This is a genomic window from Cellulosimicrobium sp. PMB13, assembly GCF_051294865.1.
Taxonomy (GTDB): domain Bacteria; phylum Actinomycetota; class Actinomycetes; order Actinomycetales; family Cellulomonadaceae; genus Cellulosimicrobium.
The window spans coordinates 1400128-1418156 of the sequence record NZ_CP145910.1; the positions used below are offsets into that span (position 1 = coordinate 1400128).

19 protein-coding genes are annotated in these 18029 nt (G+C 74.5%); 15 read left to right on the forward strand and 4 right to left on the reverse strand.

Annotated elements, in window-relative coordinates; genetic code table 11:
• Window positions 1-29 precede the first annotated feature (29 nt).
• Window positions 30-356 (reverse strand): YtxH domain-containing protein, encoded by a 327-nt coding sequence (locus V5D56_RS06495; protein ID WP_435738232.1) that lies wholly within the window; start codon window positions 354-356, stop codon window positions 30-32.
• 120 nt (window positions 357-476) lie between these two features.
• On the opposite strand from V5D56_RS06495, the gene dcd reads away from it, so the two are divergent.
• The 10 genes from dcd to V5D56_RS06545 all read left to right on the forward strand — a co-directional run bounded on the left by dcd (window position 477) and on the right by V5D56_RS06545 (window position 11224).
• Window positions 477-1052, forward strand: coding sequence for a dCTP deaminase (gene dcd, locus V5D56_RS06500; RefSeq protein WP_435738233.1), 576 nt, complete (start codon window positions 477-479; stop codon window positions 1050-1052).
• 10 nt (window positions 1053-1062) lie between these two features.
• On the forward strand, window positions 1063-2136 hold the full coding sequence (locus V5D56_RS06505; protein WP_435738234.1) for a hypothetical protein: 1074 nt from the start codon (window positions 1063-1065) through the stop codon (window positions 2134-2136).
• Window positions 2137-2365: 229 nt separating this feature from the next.
• The gene (locus tag V5D56_RS06510) at window positions 2366-5425 is read left to right on the forward strand and encodes a Na+/H+ antiporter subunit A (RefSeq protein WP_435738235.1); all 3060 of its coding nucleotides are present in this window, start codon (window positions 2366-2368) and stop codon (window positions 5423-5425) included.
• Window positions 5426-5436: 11 nt separating this feature from the next.
• Window positions 5437-5961 (forward strand): Na(+)/H(+) antiporter subunit C, encoded by a 525-nt coding sequence (locus tag V5D56_RS06515; RefSeq protein WP_435738236.1) that lies wholly within the window; start codon window positions 5437-5439, stop codon window positions 5959-5961.
• Window positions 5961-7529 (forward strand): Na+/H+ antiporter subunit D, encoded by a 1569-nt coding sequence (locus V5D56_RS06520; RefSeq protein WP_435738237.1) that lies wholly within the window; start codon window positions 5961-5963, stop codon window positions 7527-7529. Before V5D56_RS06515 ends, V5D56_RS06520 begins: the two co-directional genes overlap by 1 nt.
• A complete protein-coding gene (locus tag V5D56_RS06525; RefSeq protein ID WP_435738238.1) occupies window positions 7526-8203 on the forward strand; it encodes a Na+/H+ antiporter subunit E in 678 nt (225 codons plus the stop codon). Before V5D56_RS06520 ends, V5D56_RS06525 begins: the two co-directional genes overlap by 4 nt.
• Window positions 8200-8607: a monovalent cation/H+ antiporter complex subunit F gene (locus V5D56_RS06530; RefSeq protein ID WP_435738239.1), complete on the forward strand. Its 408-nt coding sequence runs from the start codon at window positions 8200-8202 to the stop codon at window positions 8605-8607. The genes V5D56_RS06525 and V5D56_RS06530 overlap by 4 nt, the downstream gene beginning before the upstream one ends.
• Window positions 8607-9107, forward strand: a complete 501-nt coding sequence (gene mnhG / locus V5D56_RS06535; protein WP_435738240.1) for a monovalent cation/H(+) antiporter subunit G — start codon at window positions 8607-8609, stop codon at window positions 9105-9107. The genes V5D56_RS06530 and mnhG overlap by 1 nt, the downstream gene beginning before the upstream one ends.
• Before the next feature lie 153 nt (window positions 9108-9260).
• Window positions 9261-10196, forward strand: a complete 936-nt coding sequence (locus tag V5D56_RS06540; protein ID WP_435738966.1) for a cation diffusion facilitator family transporter — start codon at window positions 9261-9263, stop codon at window positions 10194-10196.
• A gap of 50 nt (window positions 10197-10246) precedes the next feature.
• The gene (locus V5D56_RS06545; protein ID WP_435738241.1) at window positions 10247-11224 is read left to right on the forward strand and encodes a CAP domain-containing protein; all 978 of its coding nucleotides are present in this window, start codon (window positions 10247-10249) and stop codon (window positions 11222-11224) included.
• 16 nt (window positions 11225-11240) lie between these two features.
• Here V5D56_RS06545 and V5D56_RS06550 read toward each other — a convergent pair whose 3' ends face one another.
• From V5D56_RS06550 to V5D56_RS06560, 3 genes are read right to left on the reverse strand one after another with little or no spacing between them, the layout of a single operon-like run.
• Window positions 11241-11894 carry a CatA-like O-acetyltransferase gene (locus V5D56_RS06550; protein ID WP_435738242.1) on the reverse strand — a complete coding sequence of 218 codons (654 nt, stop codon included), beginning with the start codon at window positions 11892-11894 and terminating at the stop codon, window positions 11241-11243.
• A gap of 56 nt (window positions 11895-11950) precedes the next feature.
• The gene (locus V5D56_RS06555) at window positions 11951-12547 is read right to left on the reverse strand and encodes a methylated-DNA--[protein]-cysteine S-methyltransferase (protein WP_435738243.1); all 597 of its coding nucleotides are present in this window, start codon (window positions 12545-12547) and stop codon (window positions 11951-11953) included.
• A complete protein-coding gene (locus V5D56_RS06560) occupies window positions 12544-14205 on the reverse strand; it encodes an AlkA N-terminal domain-containing protein (protein WP_435738967.1) in 1662 nt (553 codons plus the stop codon). The genes V5D56_RS06555 and V5D56_RS06560 overlap by 4 nt, the downstream gene beginning before the upstream one ends.
• Before the next feature lie 260 nt (window positions 14206-14465).
• Between V5D56_RS06560 and V5D56_RS06565 the strand changes: the two genes are divergently transcribed.
• The 5 genes from V5D56_RS06565 to V5D56_RS06585 all read left to right on the forward strand — a co-directional run bounded on the left by V5D56_RS06565 (window position 14466) and on the right by V5D56_RS06585 (window position 18023).
• Window positions 14466-14600, forward strand: a complete 135-nt coding sequence (locus V5D56_RS06565; RefSeq protein WP_435738244.1) for a lasso RiPP family leader peptide-containing protein — start codon at window positions 14466-14468, stop codon at window positions 14598-14600.
• A gap of 342 nt (window positions 14601-14942) precedes the next feature.
• Entirely contained in the window at window positions 14943-16490 is a 1548-nt protein-coding gene (locus V5D56_RS06570) for an asparagine synthase-related protein (RefSeq protein ID WP_435738245.1), read from the forward strand.
• On the forward strand, window positions 16487-16786 hold the full coding sequence (locus V5D56_RS06575; RefSeq protein WP_435738246.1) for a PqqD family peptide modification chaperone: 300 nt from the start codon (window positions 16487-16489) through the stop codon (window positions 16784-16786). Before V5D56_RS06570 ends, V5D56_RS06575 begins: the two co-directional genes overlap by 4 nt.
• Window positions 16783-17247, forward strand: coding sequence for a lasso peptide biosynthesis B2 protein (locus V5D56_RS06580; RefSeq protein WP_435738247.1), 465 nt, complete (start codon window positions 16783-16785; stop codon window positions 17245-17247). The genes V5D56_RS06575 and V5D56_RS06580 overlap by 4 nt, the downstream gene beginning before the upstream one ends.
• Entirely contained in the window at window positions 17244-18023 is a 780-nt protein-coding gene (locus V5D56_RS06585; protein WP_435738248.1) for a hypothetical protein, read from the forward strand. Before V5D56_RS06580 ends, V5D56_RS06585 begins: the two co-directional genes overlap by 4 nt.
• Window positions 18024-18029: the final 6 nt, after the last annotated feature.

The following is an 18029-nucleotide window of genomic DNA, read 5'->3' on the forward strand; positions in this document are numbered from 1 at the left end:
AGCGGCGCCGGCCACCCCGGCGACGCGGCTCAGATGCGGTAGTCGTCCCGGCCCGTCGGGTCGGGCGACGCCGCGTCGTCGGACCCCGTGTGCCGGCCGAGCCCGGACGCCTGGTCCTTGACCGCCCCGGCGACCTTGCCGCCCTGCTCCTTGGCGACGTCCGCGAGCTTCGCGCCCTGCTCCTTCGCGACCGTGGTGACCTTGTCCTGCGCGGTGTGGACCGCCGTCTGGACGTCCTCGGACTGCCAGAGGTCCTTGGCCTTGCCCTTGATCTCCTCGAACCGCTCGCGGCCGGCGCGGGTCCCGAGCACGTACCCGATCCCGATCCCGACGACGAGTGCGATCTTCGACTTCATGGGGTTCCTCCTCGTTCGGTTGGTCAGGTGAACGTAGCCAGTGCCGTGCGTGCTCGCGCGGGCTGGGACCCGTCGTGGGCGTGCACCGGCACCGACCCCGACGTCGGCTAGCGTGGCCCCGTGCTGCTCTCCGACCGTGACATCAGGGCCGAGCTCGACGCCGGTCGCGTCCAGCTCGAGCCGTACGAGCCCGCGATGATCCAGCCGTCGAGCATCGACGTGCGCCTGGACCGGTTCTTCCGGTTGTTCGACAACCACAAGTACCCGTTCATCGACCCGGCCCAGGACCAGCCGGACCTCACGCGCCTGGTCGAGGTCGACCCGGCCGAGCCGTTCGTGCTGCACCCGGGCGAGTTCGTGCTCGGCTCGACGTTCGAGGCCGTGACGCTGCCCGACGACGTCGCGGCGCGTCTCGAGGGCAAGTCCAGCCTCGGCCGTCTCGGACTGCTCACGCACTCGACCGCGGGGTTCATCGACCCGGGCTTCTCGGGCCACGTGACGCTCGAGCTGAGCAACGTCGCGACGCTGCCCATCACGCTGTGGCCCGGCATGAAGATCGGCCAGCTGTGCTTCTTCCGGCTGTCGTCGCCCGCCGAGCACCCCTACGGGTCGCAGCAGTACGGATCGCGGTACCAGGGGCAGCGCGGCCCGACGGCGTCGCGCTCGTTCCAGAACTTCCACCGGACGGACGTGTGAGGTGGCCCAGATGACCGCTCTGCCCGTGCTCGCGAACCCCGACGGCCGCGGCAGCGCCCAGGGGTACCAGGCGCGACACCTGCTCGGGCTGCCGGGGGACGTGCTGGTCGACGAGGTCGAGACGCTCGCGCTCTCGCGCTTCGCGGGCGCCCGGTGGGACGTCGCGCCCGCGGGCACCGAGCCGCTCGTCCCACCCGCGCGCACGGCGGGCCCGGGCGAGCCCGGGGTGCTGCGCACGTCGCGGCACACGTCGCTCACCGGTCCGTTCGCGGCCACCGGCTCGGGTCTGCCGCCCGGCACGGAGCTCGTGTTCGACGTCGTGTGCCCCCGGGAGCGGGGCGAGGCGCCCTGGCCGGGCGGGAGCGACCGCGACGGCGTCGGCCGCGCCTTCCCCGGCGGCCTGCCCGTGCGCGAGGAGGAGCGCGTCGTTGCGTGGCTCGTCGCCGCCGCGCGACGGCTCGGCGGGTCCGTGCGCACCGACGTCGGGAACCCGGCCGGGCCGGGTGTCGTCCTCACGCCCGACCCGGGCGTCACGATCGACATGTGCCTGTACTCCGACGTGTGGCTCGAGCCGAACGCCGCCCTCGCGCTCGTCGCGCGCCAGCACCCGCGCACGATCCTCGCGACCGAGGGCGCGTCCTACCAGGGCCCGCCGAAGGGCATCACGGAGATGCCCCTGTACCCGGGCGAGAAGATGGACCCCGAGCTGCGTCGCGCGATCCACGCGGCGGCGGACGACGTGGACATCAAGGCACTGACCACGGGATCGGTGCTCGACGGCTACGGCCTGCTCGTCGACCTCGGCCTGGACGGGCTCGTCGCCGTCGAGGTGGGCGGCGAGGACCAGCTGCCGCTGCTCCTGCGCGGGCTCCCGTGGACGGCGGGCGGCGCCGTGAGCTACCGGATCCGGTGGGAGCCGCGCGACCTCATCGAGGCGCAGCAGGAGCAGCCGTCGATGGAGCACCGGATCGCGCGCCGTCGTGCCGGGGAGGTCGTCGGGCAGATCACGACGGCGCTGCACCGCGCGGTGGGCGGCGAGATCGCGGACGAGTCCGACTTCCTGGTGGAGCCCGCGGACCTCTGAGGCCCGGCGGGCCACGTCCGTGCGTCGCCGAGCGTGAGGAATCGGTCACGATCGGACCTCCGGCCCGCGGGAACGTGTCGGCAGTCGGTAAAGTGGAGCCGGCTCGACACCCGTCCCCGCGGGGGTCGTCGCCCTGTTTCGTCGTGCGCGCCCGGAGGCCGGGTGCCGCGGCGTCTGACAAGTTCAGGCAAGACCCGCCCACCCGCCCCCGACCCGGACGGAGCGGCCCGTGCTCTACGTGCTCCTCGCGCATCTCGCGATGGCACTGGGCGCGCCCGCACTCGTCTCGCTCCTCGGCCGGCGGGCCTTCCTCGTGCTCGCGCTGGCGCCGGCGTCCGCCGCCGTCTACGCGCTGGCATGGACGGGGCGCGTCATGTCCGGCGAGCACCCGACGACGGTCGTCGAGTGGGTGCCCGGGCTCGGCCTCGAGCTCGCGTTCCGCATGGACACGCTGTCGTGGCTCATGCTGCTGCTCGTCGGCGGCGTCGGGGCGCTGGTCCTCGTCTACTGCTCGGCGTACTTCTCGCCCACGGCCCAGGGGCTGCGCCGGTTCGGCGGCGTCCTCACGGCGTTCGCGGGCGCGATGGTCGGCCTGGTCGTCGCCGACGACGTGCTCCTGCTGTTCGTCTTCTGGGAGCTGACGACCGTCTTCTCCTACCTCCTCATCGGCCACTACGCCGACCGCAAGGCCAGCCGGCGAGCGGCCATGCAGGCGATCGTCGTCACGACGGCGGGCGGCCTGGCCATGCTCGTCGGGCTCATCGTGCTCGGGGCGCAGGCGGGCACGTACCGCTTGTCGGAGATCGTCGCGGACCCGCCCACCGGCGGTGCGGTGACGGCCGCGGTCGTCCTCGTCCTCGTGGGCGCCGTGAGCAAGTCGGCGCTGATCCCGCTGCACTTCTGGCTCCCCGCCGCGATGGCGGCCCCGACGCCGGTGAGCGCGTACCTGCACGCCGCCGCGATGGTGAAGGCCGGCGTCTACCTCGTCGCGCGGTTCGCGCCCGCCTACTCGGACACCACCGTGTGGCGGACGATCGTCATCGCGCTCGGTGCCGGGACGCTGCTCGTCGGCGGCTACCGCGCGCTGCGCCAGTACGACCTCAAGCTCGTGCTCGCGTTCGGCACGGTGAGCCAGCTCGGGCTGATCATCCTGCTGGTCGGGATCGGCACGCGCGGCGCCGCCCTCGCCGGGCTCGCGATGATCGGTGCGCACGCGATGTTCAAGGCGTCGCTGTTCCTCGTCGTCGGCGCCGTCGACGCCGCCACCGGGACGCGCGACCTGCGCCGGCTGACCGGCGTCGGCCGACGACTGCCGTGGACGGCCTTCGCGGGCGCGCTCGCGACCGCGTCGATGATCGGCCTGCCGCCCTTCGCGGGGTACGTCGCGAAGGAGGCGGCGCTCGAGGCGCTGCTGCACGGCGAGGGTCCGGCGTGGGTCGACGCCGTCGTCCTGTGGTCCGTCGTCGTCGGGTCGATGTTCACCGTCGCCTACGGCCTGCGGTTCTGGTGGGGCGCCTTCTCGTCGCGCAAGCGCCACGGCTCCCCGGCGCGCGCGAACGACCACCTCGACCTGCGTGCGCCCGGGCGCGGCCCGGTCATCGAGGCGGACGAGGCGCCGATCGACCCGGCCCGGATCAAGCCCCTGCCGTTCCTGCTCGTGGCGCCCGCCGTCGTGCTCGCGGTGCTGGGCCTCGCGGCCGCGCTCGTGCCGCACTTCGGTGAGAACCTGCTCCAGCCGTACGCCGAGACGTACCCGGCGGGGGAGCCGGGCCACCTCGTGCTGTGGGCCGGGTTCACGCCCGCGCTCGCGCTCACCGTGCTCGTCCTCGGGGTGGGTGTCCTGCTCTTCTGGCAGCGCTCGCGCGTCGAGCGGTTCCAGGCCTCGCTGTGGACCGGGCCGGAGGCCGACGTCACCTACCGGCGCGTCATGCGCAAGCTCGACGACGTCGCCGCCGACGTCACCGCGGTGACCCAGCGCGGGTCGCTCCCGCTGTACCTCGGCATCATCCTCACGGTCCTCGTCCTCGGACCGGGGCTCGTGATGGTCGCCCAGACGAGCTGGCCCGAGCAGCTCAAGGCGTGGGACCGTCCGGCCCAGCTCGCCGCCGTCGTCGCGATCTGCGTCGCGTCGGTCCTCGCGGCCCGGTCGCGCCGTCGTCTCAAGGCCGTGATCCTCATCGGCATCGCCGGCTACGGCAACGCCGTGCTCTTCCTCCTGCACGGCGCGCCCGACCTCGCGCTGACCCAGGTCCTCGTCGAGACCATCACGCTCGTCGTCATGGTGCTCGTGCTGCGCCGTCTGCCGCCCTACTTCTCCGACCGCCCGCTCGCGTCCAGCCGGTGGGTGCGCCTCGGCGTCGCGGTCGCGGTGGGCGTCGTGATGATGGGGTTCGCCGTCGTCGTGCCGCTGGCGCGCGTCGCGACCCCGGTCTCCGTGGACTTCCCGGAGGAGGCGTACGCGTGGGGCGGCGGCAAGAACATCGTCAACGTGACGCTCGTCGACATCCGCGCGTGGGACACCATGGGCGAGATCTCGGTGCTGCTCGCCGCGGCGACGGGCGTCGCGTCGCTCGTCTTCCTGCGCACGCGCAGCGGCGAGGTGCTGCGGATCGCGAACGCGCGCGTCGTCACCGGCAAGCCCGACGGCAGGGGCACCGGCGTCTGGGGCGGCGAGCCGGACCCGGGCGCGGCGCTGCGGCGACGCGGCGTGGACGACACGACGCAGCCGCGCATGGCCGTGTGGCTCAACGCGGGCCGCACGCTCGCGCCGCAACGACGCTCGGTGATCTTCGAGGTCGTGACGCGCGTGCTGTTCCACTCGATGATCGTGTTCGCGCTGTTCCTGCTGTTCTCGGGTCACAACAACCCGGGCGGCGGGTTCGCGGCGGGCCTCGTCGTCGGCATCGCCCTGGTCGTGCGCTACCTGGCGGGCGGGCGGTACGAGCTCGGGGAGGCCGCGCCGGTGCACCCGGGTCTGCTCCTGGGCCTCGGGCTGTTCCTCTCCGCGGGGGCCGGGCTCGTCCCCCTCTTCTTCGGCGGGTCGGTGCTCCAGAGCGCGATCCTCGAGGTCACGCTCCCGATCTTCGGGCACGTCAAGTTCGTCACGACCCTGTTCTTCGACGTCGGCGTGTTCCTCGTCGTCGTGGGTCTGGTCCTCGACATCCTGCGCACGCTCGGCGCGGAGATCGACCGGCAGACCGAACGTGCTGCGGCCGGGCGCGAGCCCGGTGAGGACACCGGGCCGCTCGAGGCGATGGAGCCGGATGCGATCGGGGGTGGCCGGCGGTGAACGTCATCGACATGACCCCGAGCATCGTGCTCGTCCTCGCCATCGGCGTCCTCTTCACGGCCGGCGTCTACCTCCTGCTCGAGCGGAGCCTGACGCGCGTGCTGCTCGGCTTCATCCTCATGGGCAACGGCGCGAACCTGCTCTTCCTCGTCGCGGGCGGCCGGGCGGGCGGGGCGCCGATCGTCGGGACCACGCCCGACGACGAGATGAGCGACCCGCTCGTCCAGGCGATGGTCCTCACCGCGATCGTCATCACGCTCGGCCTCACGGCGTTCGTGCTCGCGATGGCCTACCGCTCGTGGCAGCTCCACGGCCACGACGAGGTCCAGGACGACCTCGAGGACCGCCGCGTGGCGCGCCACGCGGCGCGCAACGCCCCGGCGTTCGAGGACCTGGACACGGAGGAGAGCGGGCAGACGCTGGACGACGAGGCGGCCGAGGTGCACGACGAGACCGACGCGGACCGCGACGGCATCACCGACGCGCGGCTCGGCCGCGCACGCCCGACGGACGACGACGAGGGGAGGGCGCGCTGATGGATCTCACCGAGGTCGCGAGGACCGTCGTCCCCCTGCCCGTCGTGCTGCCGCTCATCGCGGCCGGGCTCACGCTGGCGCTGTGGCGCCACGCGCGCGCCCAGCGCATCATCGCGACGGCGGCGCTCTCGCTCGTGCTCGTCACGTCCGTCGTGCTGCTCGTCGCGGCCGACGCCGGCCCCATCGTGGTCGACGTCGGCGAGTGGGCGGCCCCGGTGGGGATCGACCTCGTCGCGGACCGGCTCTCGGCGCTCATGCTCACGGTGTCGAGCTTCGTCATGCTGTGCGTCCTGCTGTACTCGCTGGCCCAGGGCGTGGCCGACGGCGACGAGGAGGCGCCGGTCGCGATCTACCACCCGACGTTCATGGTCCTCGCGGCGGGCGTGTTCAACGCGTTCCTGTCCGGCGACCTGTTCAACCTGTACGTCGGGTTCGAGATCTTCCTCGCCGCGAGCTACGTGCTGCTCACGCTCGGCGGGACGGGCGAGCGGATCCGGGCGGGCTCGATCTACGTCGTCGTCGCGCTGCTGTCGTCGATCATCTTCCTCGTCGCGATCGCCCTGACCTACGCGTCCACCGGGACCGTCAACCTCGCGCAGCTCTCGGAGCGGTTCGCCGAGATCGATCCCGGTGTGCGCCTGACGATCCAGCTCCTGCTGCTGCTCGCGTTCGGCATCAAGGCGGCGCTCTTCCCGCTGTCGTCGTGGCTCCCGGACTCCTACCCGACGGCGCCGGCACCGGTCACGGCGGTTTTCGCGGGCCTGCTCACCAAGGTGGGCGTGTACGCGATCATCCGCACGCAGACCCTGCTCTTCCCGCAGGACGACCGCGTCGACGACCTGCTCCTGTGGCTCGCCCTGTTGACGATGGTCGTCGGGATCCTCGGCGCCGTCGCGCAGAACGACATCAAACGACTGCTGTCGTTCACGCTCGTGAGCCACATCGGCTTCATGATCTTCGGCATCGCGCTCGCGTCCGAGCCCGGCATGGCGGCGGCCATCTTCTACGTCGTGCACCACATCACGGTGCAGACCACGCTGTTCCTCGTCGTCGGCCTCGTGGAACGCCGAGGCGGGTCCACGTCCCTGGACCGCCTCGGCGGCCTCGCGAAGCTCGCGCCAGGCCTCGCGATCCTGTTCTTCGTCCCGGCGATGAATCTCGCGGGCATCCCGCCGCTCTCCGGATTCCTCGGCAAGCTCGGTCTGCTCGAGGAGGGCGTCGCACAGGGCACGCCGCTCACGTGGGCGCTCGTCGTCGGGTCCGTCGTGACGTCGCTCCTCACGCTCTACGCGATCGTCAAGGCCTGGAACAAGGCGTTCTGGCAGACGCCGCCCGTCGAGATCCCCGAGGGTGTCACCATGCCGCGCGGCATGGTCGGGCCCGCGGCGGCGCTCGTGGCGTTCGGTCTCGCTCTCACGGTGGTCGCCGGCCCGCTCTACTCGTACACCGAGCGTGCCGCCGAGACGCTGCTCGACGGCCACACCTACGTCGACGCCGTGTTCGTCGGCGGCTCCGAGCGCGGGCAGGGCGTCTCGAGCGACGTCGCCGAGGAGGGTGACGGCTCATGAGCCTGCACCGCCGCCGCAGCACCCTCGCCACCGGGTGGTTCCACCGCGTCACCACGCAGTGGCGCACGGTCCTGTGGCTGACCCTCGTCTGGGTCATGCTCTGGGGCGACCTGTCGTGGGGCAACGTCGTCGCGGGCGCGGTGATCGGCGCCGTCGTCCTCGTCCTGTTCCCGCTGCCGTCGGTCGCGACCCGTGGCCGCGTGCGGCCGTGGCCGCTGCTCGTGCTGCTCGCACGCTTCGTCGCCGACCTCGTCACCGCGTCCTTCCAGGTGAGCCTCCTCGCGCTCGACCCGCGCCGGACGCCGCGCGGAGCGGTCGTCGGGGTGCGGCTGCGCAACCCCGCCGACCTGTACATGACCATGACGGCCGAGCTCAGCTCGCTCGTCCCCGGGTCGCTCGTCGTCGAGGCGCACCGCCTCACGGGGATGCTCTACCTGCACGTGCTCGACGTCGAGCAGGTGGGTGGCGTCGAGCAGGTCCGTGCCGACACGCTCGCGCTCGAGGCGCGCATCCTGCACGCGTTCGCGTCGAACGAGGACCTGCGCGCGGCCGGGCTCTACCACGGGCCCGGGGGGACGCCCGCGAAGAGCGACCCGGGCGAGGGCGGCGGTCGGCTCGGGCACGAGACCGGCGCCGCCCGACGACCGGCCACCGGGGAGAGGAGCGGGCCGTGACCGACACCGTCTACCTCGTCGTCGTGATCACGGCGGCGGTGCTGCTCGGGGCTGCCGCGACGCTCGCCGTCGTCCGGGCCGAGCGCGGCCCGTCGATGCTCGACCGCACCATCGCGCTCGACGTCTTCACGACGACGCTCGTCGGCGCGATCGCGCTGGAAGCGGCGTTCTCGCGCCGCACCGACACGATCCCGCTGCTCGTCGTGCTCTCGCTCGTCGGCTTCATCGGGTCGGTGACGATCGCGCGGTTCGCGTCCGTCGAGCCGGAGGGCGAGGGCCGCATCCGCACCCCCGAGGAGGTGGCGCGCGAGGACGCCGAGCGCCGCGCCGCCGAGGAGGAGGAGCGCGACGCCGCGATCGACGCCGACCACCACGGCGCGACGCCCGAGGGGGAGGTGCGCTGATGGACACCGCGTTCTGGGACGGCGTGGCCGACGTCGTGTCCGCCGTGCTCCTGCTCCTCGGGGCGTTCCTCGCGTTCGCCGCCGGGGTCGGCGTCGTGCGCTTCCCCGACCTCCTCGCGCGCATGCACGCCGCGACGAAGCCGCAGGTGCTCGGGCTCATCCTCGTGCTGCTCGGGCTGAGCCTGCGCCTGCGGTCGTGGGGGGCGGTCGCGACGCTCGCGCTCGTCGTCGTCTTCCAGCTCCTCACCTCGCCGGTCGCGGCGCACATGGTCGGCCGGGCCGGCTACCGCACGGGCAAGGTCGACACGTCGCACCTCGTCGTCGACGAGCTGACCCGGGACCAGGACGCCGCGGACCGTGAGGACGTCGGCGAGCACGACGTCCCGGACGACGGCCGCGCGCGGCCGGCACGCGGTTCGTTCGCCGGCACGGGCGACGCGCCAGAGCACGGGAGGGCGGACCCGGCCCCGCCCGGCGAGGACGGCGGCAGCGCGAGGTAGCGCCGGGGTGCTCGGCGGAGGGGCGGTGGCCAGGGTCCTCGTGCCGGGCCGGCGACCGCGTGGTAGACCGGACCCGTGCCCGCGAGCGACGTCCCACCCGCCCACCGTCCCGCCCCGCCCGCCGCGCCGTTCCCCGGGACGAGCCCTCGGGTCGTGCAGGGCGACGGCGGCGGGGAGAGCACGCTCACGGTGGTGATCGCGTTCTGCGCCAACGCGCTCATCGCCGTCGCCAAGTCCTTCGCCGCCGTCGTGACCGGCTCGGCCTCGATGCTCGCGGAGGCGGTCCACTCGTGGGCTGACACCGGGAACGAGGTGTTCCTCCTCGTCGCGGACCGGCGCTCGCGCCGCCCGGCGGACGCCGCGCACCCGATCGGGTTCGGTCGCGAGGCGTACGTGTGGTCGATGTTCGCGGCGATCGGGCTGTTCGCCGTCGGCGCGGGCGTCTCGATCACGCACGGCATCCAGGAGCTCGTCCACCCCGAGCCGGCGGGCAGCTTCGGCGTCGCCTACGCGGTGCTCGGGCTCGCGTTCGTGCTCGAGGGGATCTCGTTCCTCCAGGCGCGCCGGCAGGTGCGCGCCGAGGCGCGGCGCGCGCAGCACGACACCCTGCACCACGTCCTCGTGACGTCCGACCCGACCCTGCGCGCGGTCTTCGCCGAGGACGCGGCGGCGCTCGTCGGCCTCGTCGTCGCGTTCGGCGGCGTGCTCGCGCACCAGCTCACGGGCTCGCCGGTGCCCGACGCGATCGGGTCGATCGTCGTGGGCGTCGTGCTCGCCGTCGTGTCGGTCGTGCTCATCGACCGCAACCGGCGGTTCCTCGTCGGGGAGGCGGCCCTGCCCGCGACGCGCGACGCGGTGCTCCGCGCGATCGCGGCGATGCCGCAGGTCGAGCGCGTCACCTACCTGCGCCTCGAGTACGTGGGGCCGCGCTCGCTCTACCTCGTCGCGAGCGTCGACCTCACGGGCGACGAGGCCGAGACCTCGGTCGCCCGTCGCCTCGACGAGCTCGAGCGGGCGGCGACGGCGTCGACGCTCGTCGCGGGCGCCGTCTTCACGGTGTCGACGCCCGAGGAGCCCACGCTGCGCTGACGTTCGGGGCACAGGTGCACATCTCGGACGAATCTCGCTAGGGTCGGGCGATGGCCCCGCCCCGTACGCCCCGGCACCGCCGCGGCGACCCGGTCCCGGAACCGGCGCCCGTGGCCGCGCCGTCGTCCCGTACCCGACGCCGCGCGGGCGCCCCCGCGCGCCACCTGCGGTCGGCGCCCGGTGCGGTGGGCGCCGTGACCGCCGGGGTCGCGGCCGTGCTGGTCCTCGGGCCGTCAGCCGGGCTGACCGCGGCGACGATGTCCGGCGCGCTGCGCCCCGAGCACGCCGGCCGTCTCGGACCCGTCGTCGCCGCCCTGCCCTGGTCTCCCGGCGCGGGGCGCGTCGAGCTCCTCGCGGAGCGCGAGCGGTACGGCACCTCCCGGACGCTGCCGGAGCGGCACGACGTCGACGCCGCGGGACCGGCGTCGGGCACCCCGGGCACGGGCGCCTCGGCCTCGGGCCCTCCGGCCTCGGGCGTCCCCACCGCGGAGACGCCTGCGGCCGACGCCCCGCCCCCGGCCGAGGAGCCGGCACCGCAGACCGAGCCGTCACCCGTGCCGGGCACACCGGGAGCACCCGCCGGGGAGGGCGCTCCGCCGCCCGCCGCTGCCCCGACCGCCACGCCCCCGACCGTCGCGGCGGCGCCCGGACCGGGCGTGCTCTCGGCGGAGGGCGCGGCGGTGGTCGAGCTGACGAACGCGGAGCGCGCGGCCGCGGGGTGCGGGCCGCTCGCCGTCGACGACCGGCTCACCGCCGCGGCGCAGCTCCACAGCGAGGACATGCTCGCGCAGGACTACTTCGACCACACGAGTCTCGACGGCCGATCGCCGTGGGACCGCGCCGAGGCGCAGGGCTACGAGAACCCCGGCGCGGAGAACATCGCCAAGGGCCAGGCGACGGCCGAGGAGGTCGTGCGGGCCTGGATGGACTCGCCGGGGCACCGCGCGAACATCCTGGACTGCGACCTGCGGGAGATCGGCGTCGGGCACGCCGAGCGCGTCTGGACGCAGCTCTTCGGCCGGGGCTGACCCCCGACCTCGGCGCTCATCCCACCCAGCCGGGATCGGCGACGAGCTCCTCGAGCTCCTGCACGAACCGGCCGCCGTGGAAACCGTCCACCGCGGCGTGGTGCACCTGGAGCGCGAGCGGGAGCACGGTCCGGTCGTCGCGCCGCTCGTAGCGCCCGAGCGTGAAGATCGGCAGGAGGTGGTCCCACCCGGGCGCGATCTGGAGGGTGAAGCCGGTGAACCGCGTCCACGGCAGGCTCGACACGTCGAACGTGTTGGGCGGGGTGTCGTCCTGCGGGAAGAACGTGGTCGCGGTGCGGTGCTCGGCGAGCAGGTCCGCGGCGCGCTCGTGGAAGCGGGCGAAGTCGGGGTCGAACGGCGCCCACACGCTCGCGAACGTCTCGCGCTCGGGGTTGAGGACCGTGAACGACGGGTGGAGCACGTCCCAGACCGCCGGCGCGCCGTCGGCCGTCAGGCTCGTGCGGAACTCGTCGTGCCGGTTGACGACGGTCGCGAGCGCCCACACGTGCGCCACGTAGCTCTTGCGGGACGACGCCCGGAGCGCCGCAGTCAGGGCCGTCACGTCCAGGTCGACCGTCATCGCCCACGTGCACGGGACGCGATGGCGGTAGTGCTCGAAGTGCTCCCGGCGGGGCCAGGGCGCGGTGTCGATCGGGCGGAGCTGGTTCATGCGCCGATTCTCCGGGGTGTCGTCCGCGGGGGACACCGAATTCGGTGCCGGCGCCGTCACACGGCGAGGGTCTCGGTGCTCCCGGCGACGGTCCGCTCCCGGTCGAGCAGGCTGCGCTTGATCTGCAGGCCGTAGCGGTAGCCGCCCAGGCTGCCGTCGGTCCGCAGCACGCGGTGGCACGGCACGAACAGCGCCGCGGCGTTCATGGCGCACGCGCCCGCCGCGGCGCGCACGGCGGAGGGCCGGCCCGACAGCTCGGCGTACCCCGTGTAGGTCACGGGGTCGCCGGGCTCGACCGTGCGCAGCACGTCCCACGCGTGGGCGCGGAACGGGCCGGACACCTGTCGCACGGGGACGTCGTCGATGGCCCGGACGTCGCCCGCGTAGTAGGCGCGGACCGCGACGACGGCCGCCGCGACCGGGGCCGCGTCGTCGGGCACGGGTGCGACCTCGGTCGGCCGCAGGTCCGGGTGGACGAGCGCGACGAGCGCGGCGACGTCGTCCGTCCACCCGGAGGCGAGCACCGCGCCGTCGGGCGCGGCGACGACGGTGAACGGACCGTCGGGCGTGGGGACGGTGGTCGTGCTGGCTGTGGCCGTCGCGGTGGCGGCTGTGGCCGTCGCGGTGGTGCGCGGGATGGCGGTGGACGTCACGGGGTCTCCTCCAGAGGAGTCAGGTCGGGAGCCTTGTCGGGAGTCGTGGTGAGGGTCGAGGGCGGCGTCGTGGTCGGCGTCGTGAGGGTCGGCGCCGGGACGGCAGCCGTCCCGGCGGCGCGCCACAGGTGCATCGCCGCGTAGGAACGCCACGGAGACCAGCGCTCGGCGCGCTCGGTGAGGGCCCGGCGGTCGTCGGGCAGCCCGAGCGCCCGGGCGCCGGCGCGGAGCGCGAGGTCGCCGTCGAGGAGGACGTCGGGGTCGTGCAGGACCCGCATCGCGACGTATCCCGAGGTCCACGGCCCGACGCCGGGCAGCGCCTCGAGCGCGGACCGCAGCGCGCCCGGCTCGTCCGCGGGGGACAGGACGAGCTCGCCGTCGGCCAGCGCACGCGCGACGCCGAGGATCGCGGACGTCCGCCGCGCCGGCCCGCGCAGGTGGTCGGCGCCGTCCGCGGCGATCGCCTGCGCCGTCGGGAACAGGCGGGTCGGCCCGAACCGGGACGCGAACGGTGCACCGAGCGCGTCGGTGAGGCGCGACAGGTGGGTGCGCGCGGCCGCGACGGAGATCTGCTGGCCCACGAGCGCACGCACGAGGATCTCGACGGGGTCGACCGCGCCCGGGACGCGCACCCCGGGCGTCGCGCGGACGGCGGCGGTCAGCGCCGGGTCGACGGCGAGCGCCGCGTCGACCGCCTGCGGGTCCGCGTCGAGGTCGAACAGACGACGGACGCGCGCGACGGCGGCGGGCAGGTCGGCGACGGACGTGAGCTCCAGCTCGACGTGGAACCGGGGTCTGCTCCGCAGCGGGCCGTAGGACGCGCGGAACGCGCCGGGCCCGTGGGGCAGGGTGAGCGTGCGCGCGTACGTGAGATGGGTTGCGTCGAGCGGACCGACGACCTCCACGCCGTCCACGGCGCGAGCGGCGAGGAAGGCGAAGATCCCGCGGGCGTCGTACGGCTCGCGCAGCGGGAGCGTGAGCGTGAGCGTCGCCGTGGCGGCAGCCGGTGAGCCGGCCGGCGTCCGGCGGGCGGTCGGCGCGGTGCGGGGCCGTGCCCGACGACGCAGCTCGCTCGGCGTCGTGTCGAACACCTCCGTGACGGTGTCGTTGAACTGGCGGATGCTGCCGAAGCCCGCGGCGAACGCGACGTCGGCGAGCGGGAGGTCGGTCCCCGTGATGAGGGACCGTGCCGTCTGGGCGCGCAGCGCGCGGGCCAGCGCGATCGGGCCCGCGCCGAGCTCGGCCTGCAGGACGCGGTGCAGGTGGCGCGGGGAGTAGCCGAGGTGGGCGGCGAGGCCGTCCACGCCCTCGCGGTCCACGACGCCGTCGCCGACGAGCCGCATGGCGCGGGCCGCGAGGTCGTGGCCGAGGTCCCAGCGCGGCGTCCCGGGCACCGCCTCGGGGAGGCAGCGCTTGCACGCGCGGTATCCCGCCTCGTGCGCCGCGGCCGACGTGCGGTAGAAGGTGACGTTCTCCGGTCGAGGGGTCCGCGCGGGGCACGACGGGCGGCAGTAGATGCCGGTCGTACGGACCGCCGTGATGAACTGGCCGTCGAACCGGCGGTCGCGCGACGCGATGGCGCGGTAGCGCTCGGCGAACTCCGGGTCGGCGACGCCGGGCGGCGTGGGGTCGTGCACGGCCCGGCCTGTCTGCTGGATGGTCACGAGTCGATCCTGCCTTGCGGCCCGGCGTGTGGCTAGCGGGATTCGGACACGACGGTGGGAGGTCGCGGCGAAGCCCCGGGGAGCGGCGCCCGTCGTCGACGACAGTGTCCGCACGTGGCCCGGAAAGCGATCAATCGTTCGACGTTCAACCGGATTCTCACTCCGCGGACGGTTCCTTGGCAGCGGCTCCGAGGCCTTGTTAGGTTGACCGCGCCGGGAGACCTTCCGGCTTTGTCACACAAGGGGGAAATGTGATGAGCAAGTCGGTGTACGCCGCTCCGCAGGTCGTCGAGATCGGCCACTTCCGTTCCGTGACCAACGGTGTCTGGTTCGGCCGGTGGCGCGACATCTTCGGTGGCCGGGCGTTCATCAAGGTCGAGGTCGGCTGACCTCAGCCCGCGCGAGCAGGGGGCTCGCACGGCTTCTCCCGCGGGCTCCCTGCTCGTTCCCTGGCCCTGCGACGGGCCGCGTCCTCGATGGGCGCTCGTCGTCGCGCGCCGGGCGGACCACTTCTCATGACATTCTTCGTGCTGCCGGACACGCCGGTCCCACGCATTCTTCCCGATGCGCTCCGCGCGCTCTCCGGGCCCTTTGTCGTGTCGCATTCTTCGGGGCGCCCGTGGATCCTCCACGACGCGTCGAGCGCGCGATTCCTGCGCCACGTGCGGCGCGCCGGAAAACAGGTCGTCCTCGTCGGCAACGGCGGGTCCGGAACCGGTCCGGAGGCGCGCGTGGAGCACGACTCGGCCCCGTCCGGTTGCGTCCACCGCCTGACCAGCTCGGCGGGTCGCACCACCGTGCGCGGCACGCTGTCCACGTCCCAGCACGTCTTCTGGGCGCTCGTCGACGGCGTCCCGGTCGCCTCCGGCACGGAGTCCGGGCTGCGCGCCCTGCTCGGTGCGGGGCTCGACGTGCAGCGGCTGGCCCTCGGCCTGTGCTCCAACGTGCCGGCCCGGTTGCGCCTGCGCAGCCACTGGACCGGTGTTCGCACCGTCTCTCCCGGAGCGACCCTCGTCCTGCGGGCGGACGGGGGCGTCGCGGAGGAACGGGTGGCCCTCGACGAGGTGCGGGACGACACCTCGCCCGAGGAGGCCGCCGGCGCGGTGCGCGCCGCGCTCGACGAGACCCTTCGCGTCCGGACCCAGGACCACGGGACGATCTCCTGCGACCTCTCCGGCGGCGTCGACTCCACGACGCTCGCCTACCTGCTGGACCGGCTCCGGACCGACGTCTCCTACACGCGGGCCAGCACGGACGACCCGACGAACGTCGACCGCGACTGGGCCGCGCACGCCGCGACCGGGCTGCGCGGGCCGCTCGTCGAGCTCGAGTCGTTCTCGCGCACCACGAGCGCGTTCGCCGCGCCCGTGCTGTCGGGCGCGGCCGCCGCGGCCGAGGCCCCGCCCGCCTGGGGCAGCAACGCCGCCTACCTCGAGCAGGCGCTGCTGCGAGCGCGCGGCGTCGGCGCCGGCGTCCACGTCAACGGCCTGGGCGGCGACGAGCTGTTCGCGGCCGCACCCGCCGTCGCGCTCGCGGTCGGACGGCGCCGCCCGGCGCGCGCCGCGCGCGCCGTCCTCGGGCTCGGCACGATGCAGCGCTGGCCGCTGGGCACCACGGTCCGCGCGGCGCTGTCCCGCGAGCCGTACGGTCGCGAGCTCCGTCGCCGGGTGCGGGGGCCTGCGCGGGGTGCCCCCGACGGGCCGGCCGAGGCGTTCTCGTGGGCGCCCGGCTTCGCGCCCACGCCGTTCCTCAGCCCCGCGGCCCGTGCCTTCGTCACCGAGGCCGTGGAGGCGGTCACCGAGGACGAGGGGCCGCTCGCCGCCGACCGCGCCCGGCACCAGGTGCTCGAGGCCGTCGTGTTCCAGGGCGAGGTCACACGGCAGGGGAACGACGTCTTCCGCGACCTCGGCGTGAGCTGGGAGTCGCCGTTCCTGGACGAGCGGCTCGTGACGCTCGTGCTGTCCCTGCCGGGCCACGTGCGCGCGGCGCCGGGGCCGAACAAGCCGCTCCTCGCGGCCGCGGTGCACGACGTGGTGCCGTCCCACGTCTTCGCGCGCGAGCACAAGGGCGAGTACAGCCAGGACCTGTTCGACGAGTACCGGCGCGAGCGCGGGGCTCTCCACGAGCTCCTGCTCGACGGCGCGCTCGTGGCGGCAGGTCTCGTCGACGCGGGCGCGGTGCGGCGCGCGCTGGGGGTGCCCGTGACGGGTACCGCACAGCTCTTCGAGGTCGAGCACCTCGTCCGGGTGGAGCGGTGGGCGAGAGGAGCGGTGGCATGAGGCGTCGAGCAGCGGGCAGCGCGGACAGGTTCTCCGTCGCGCCCGAGGTCACGGTCTCGCGCGACGGGGACGACGTGACGTTCTTCCAGGCACGGACCGGCCGGTACTGGCGCGGCAACGAGACGGCCGCCCGCGTCGTCGAGCTGCTGGGGCAGGGCCGCACCGTCGGGGAGGTCGTGGACGACCTCGCGGCCGCCTACGGCGTCGACCGGGACGTCGTCCACCAGGACGCGGTCGGCGTCGTCCGGAGCCTTGTCACGGCGCGGGTCCTCGCACCGACGGCGGGGACGCGATGAGCGTGCCGGTCGCGCCCGAGCGGCGGGTCGCGACACGCGGGCTGCGGCGGGCCCGCGTGCGGGGCGCGGTCGCCGTCGCGCGCGTGGCCGCCCTCCTCCCGCCCCTCGTGCTCGTTCGCGTCCTGCGCCTCGCGAGCCGTGGCGCCCGGGAGTCGGGGGTCGACGAGGCGCAGGTCGCCCGCGACGAGGTGTGCGGGGCGAGCGTGCGCTGCGCGGGGCTCGGGTGCCTCCAGCGGTCCGTCGCCGTCGTCCTGCTGTGCCGGACCGAAGGCCACGTGCCGGGCTGGCGGACGGGGTTCCGGCCGGAGCCCTTCACCGCCCACGCGTGGGTGACGTCCGGCGGCAGACCCGTCGGCGAGCCGCCCGACGTCGGCGGCTACCGGGTCGTGCTCGCGGTCGACCCGCGCACGACCGGAGCGCCCCGGACGGCGGCCGACGAGCATCCCGGAGGGATCCTGTGACCGAGACGACAGCGACGACCGAGACCTACCGGCTCGCGGTGCGGGCCGAGACGACGAAGCTCGCCACGCTGCGGCTGCCCGTCGCGGCAGCGGTCGCGACGGTCGTCCTCACGGTGGGGCTGTCGTGGCTCGTCACCGTGCTGACCGACGCCGCGCTCGACGCGGGCCGCCCGCAGGACGTCGGCGGGCTCGAACCCGCGACGGCGTTCCTCGTCGTGCTCCACTACGGCCAGATCGGCGTGATCGCTCTCGCCGCCTGGTCCGTCTTCCAGGAGAGCGACAACGGTGCCGTGCGCACCACGTTCCTCGCGATGCCGCAACGGATCGCGGTCCTGCTCGCCAAGCTGACCGTGGTGCTCGTCGCCGGCCTCGGGCTCGGTGCGGTGAGCGCGGCCGGGTCGTGGCTCGCGCGGTGCCCGACGACGTGCGCCCCCGGGTTCGCCGGCTCGGCGGCCGCGGACGTGCAGGTGCTCGTCGGCGTCGCCGTCTACTGGGGGCTCCTCGCGGTGCTCACGACCGCGGTGAGCGCCGTCGTGCGCAACGGCCTCGTCGGCATGGCGGTGATGCTCGCGCTCGTGCTCGCCGGTTCGTCCTACCTGCTGACGCTCACCCCGGCCGCGGAGCTCCTGCCGGACCAGGCCGGCAGCCGCCTGTACCAGCTGCCTCCCGTGCCCCCCGACGCGCTGGGGCCGGCCGGCGGGCTCGCCGTCCTGCTCGTGTGGGTCCTCGTGGCGACGGTCGGCGGGGCGCTGTCGTTCCGGAGGTGGAGCACCTGACGTCGA

Coding starts and splice junctions, on each gene's coding strand:
- mnhG (WP_435738240.1), top strand. CDS start 8,607: ATGGACACCGCGTTCTGGGACGGCGTGGCCGACGTCGTGTCCGCCGTG.
- V5D56_RS06565 (WP_435738244.1), top strand. CDS start 14,466: ATGAGCAAGTCGGTGTACGCCGCTCCGCAGGTCGTCGAGATCGGCCAC.
- V5D56_RS06520 (WP_435738237.1), top strand. CDS start 5,961: ATGGATCTCACCGAGGTCGCGAGGACCGTCGTCCCCCTGCCCGTCGTG.
- V5D56_RS06580 (WP_435738247.1), top strand. CDS start 16,783: ATGAGCGTGCCGGTCGCGCCCGAGCGGCGGGTCGCGACACGCGGGCTG.
- V5D56_RS06505 (WP_435738234.1), top strand. CDS start 1,063: ATGACCGCTCTGCCCGTGCTCGCGAACCCCGACGGCCGCGGCAGCGCC.
- V5D56_RS06495 (WP_435738232.1), bottom strand. CDS start 356: ATGAAGTCGAAGATCGCACTCGTCGTCGGGATCGGGATCGGGTACGTG.
- V5D56_RS06545 (WP_435738241.1), top strand. CDS start 10,247: ATGGCCCCGCCCCGTACGCCCCGGCACCGCCGCGGCGACCCGGTCCCG.
- V5D56_RS06575 (WP_435738246.1), top strand. CDS start 16,487: ATGAGGCGTCGAGCAGCGGGCAGCGCGGACAGGTTCTCCGTCGCGCCC.
- V5D56_RS06515 (WP_435738236.1), top strand. CDS start 5,437: ATGACCCCGAGCATCGTGCTCGTCCTCGCCATCGGCGTCCTCTTCACG.
- V5D56_RS06550 (WP_435738242.1), bottom strand. CDS start 11,894: ATGAACCAGCTCCGCCCGATCGACACCGCGCCCTGGCCCCGCCGGGAG.
- V5D56_RS06525 (WP_435738238.1), top strand. CDS start 7,526: ATGAGCCTGCACCGCCGCCGCAGCACCCTCGCCACCGGGTGGTTCCAC.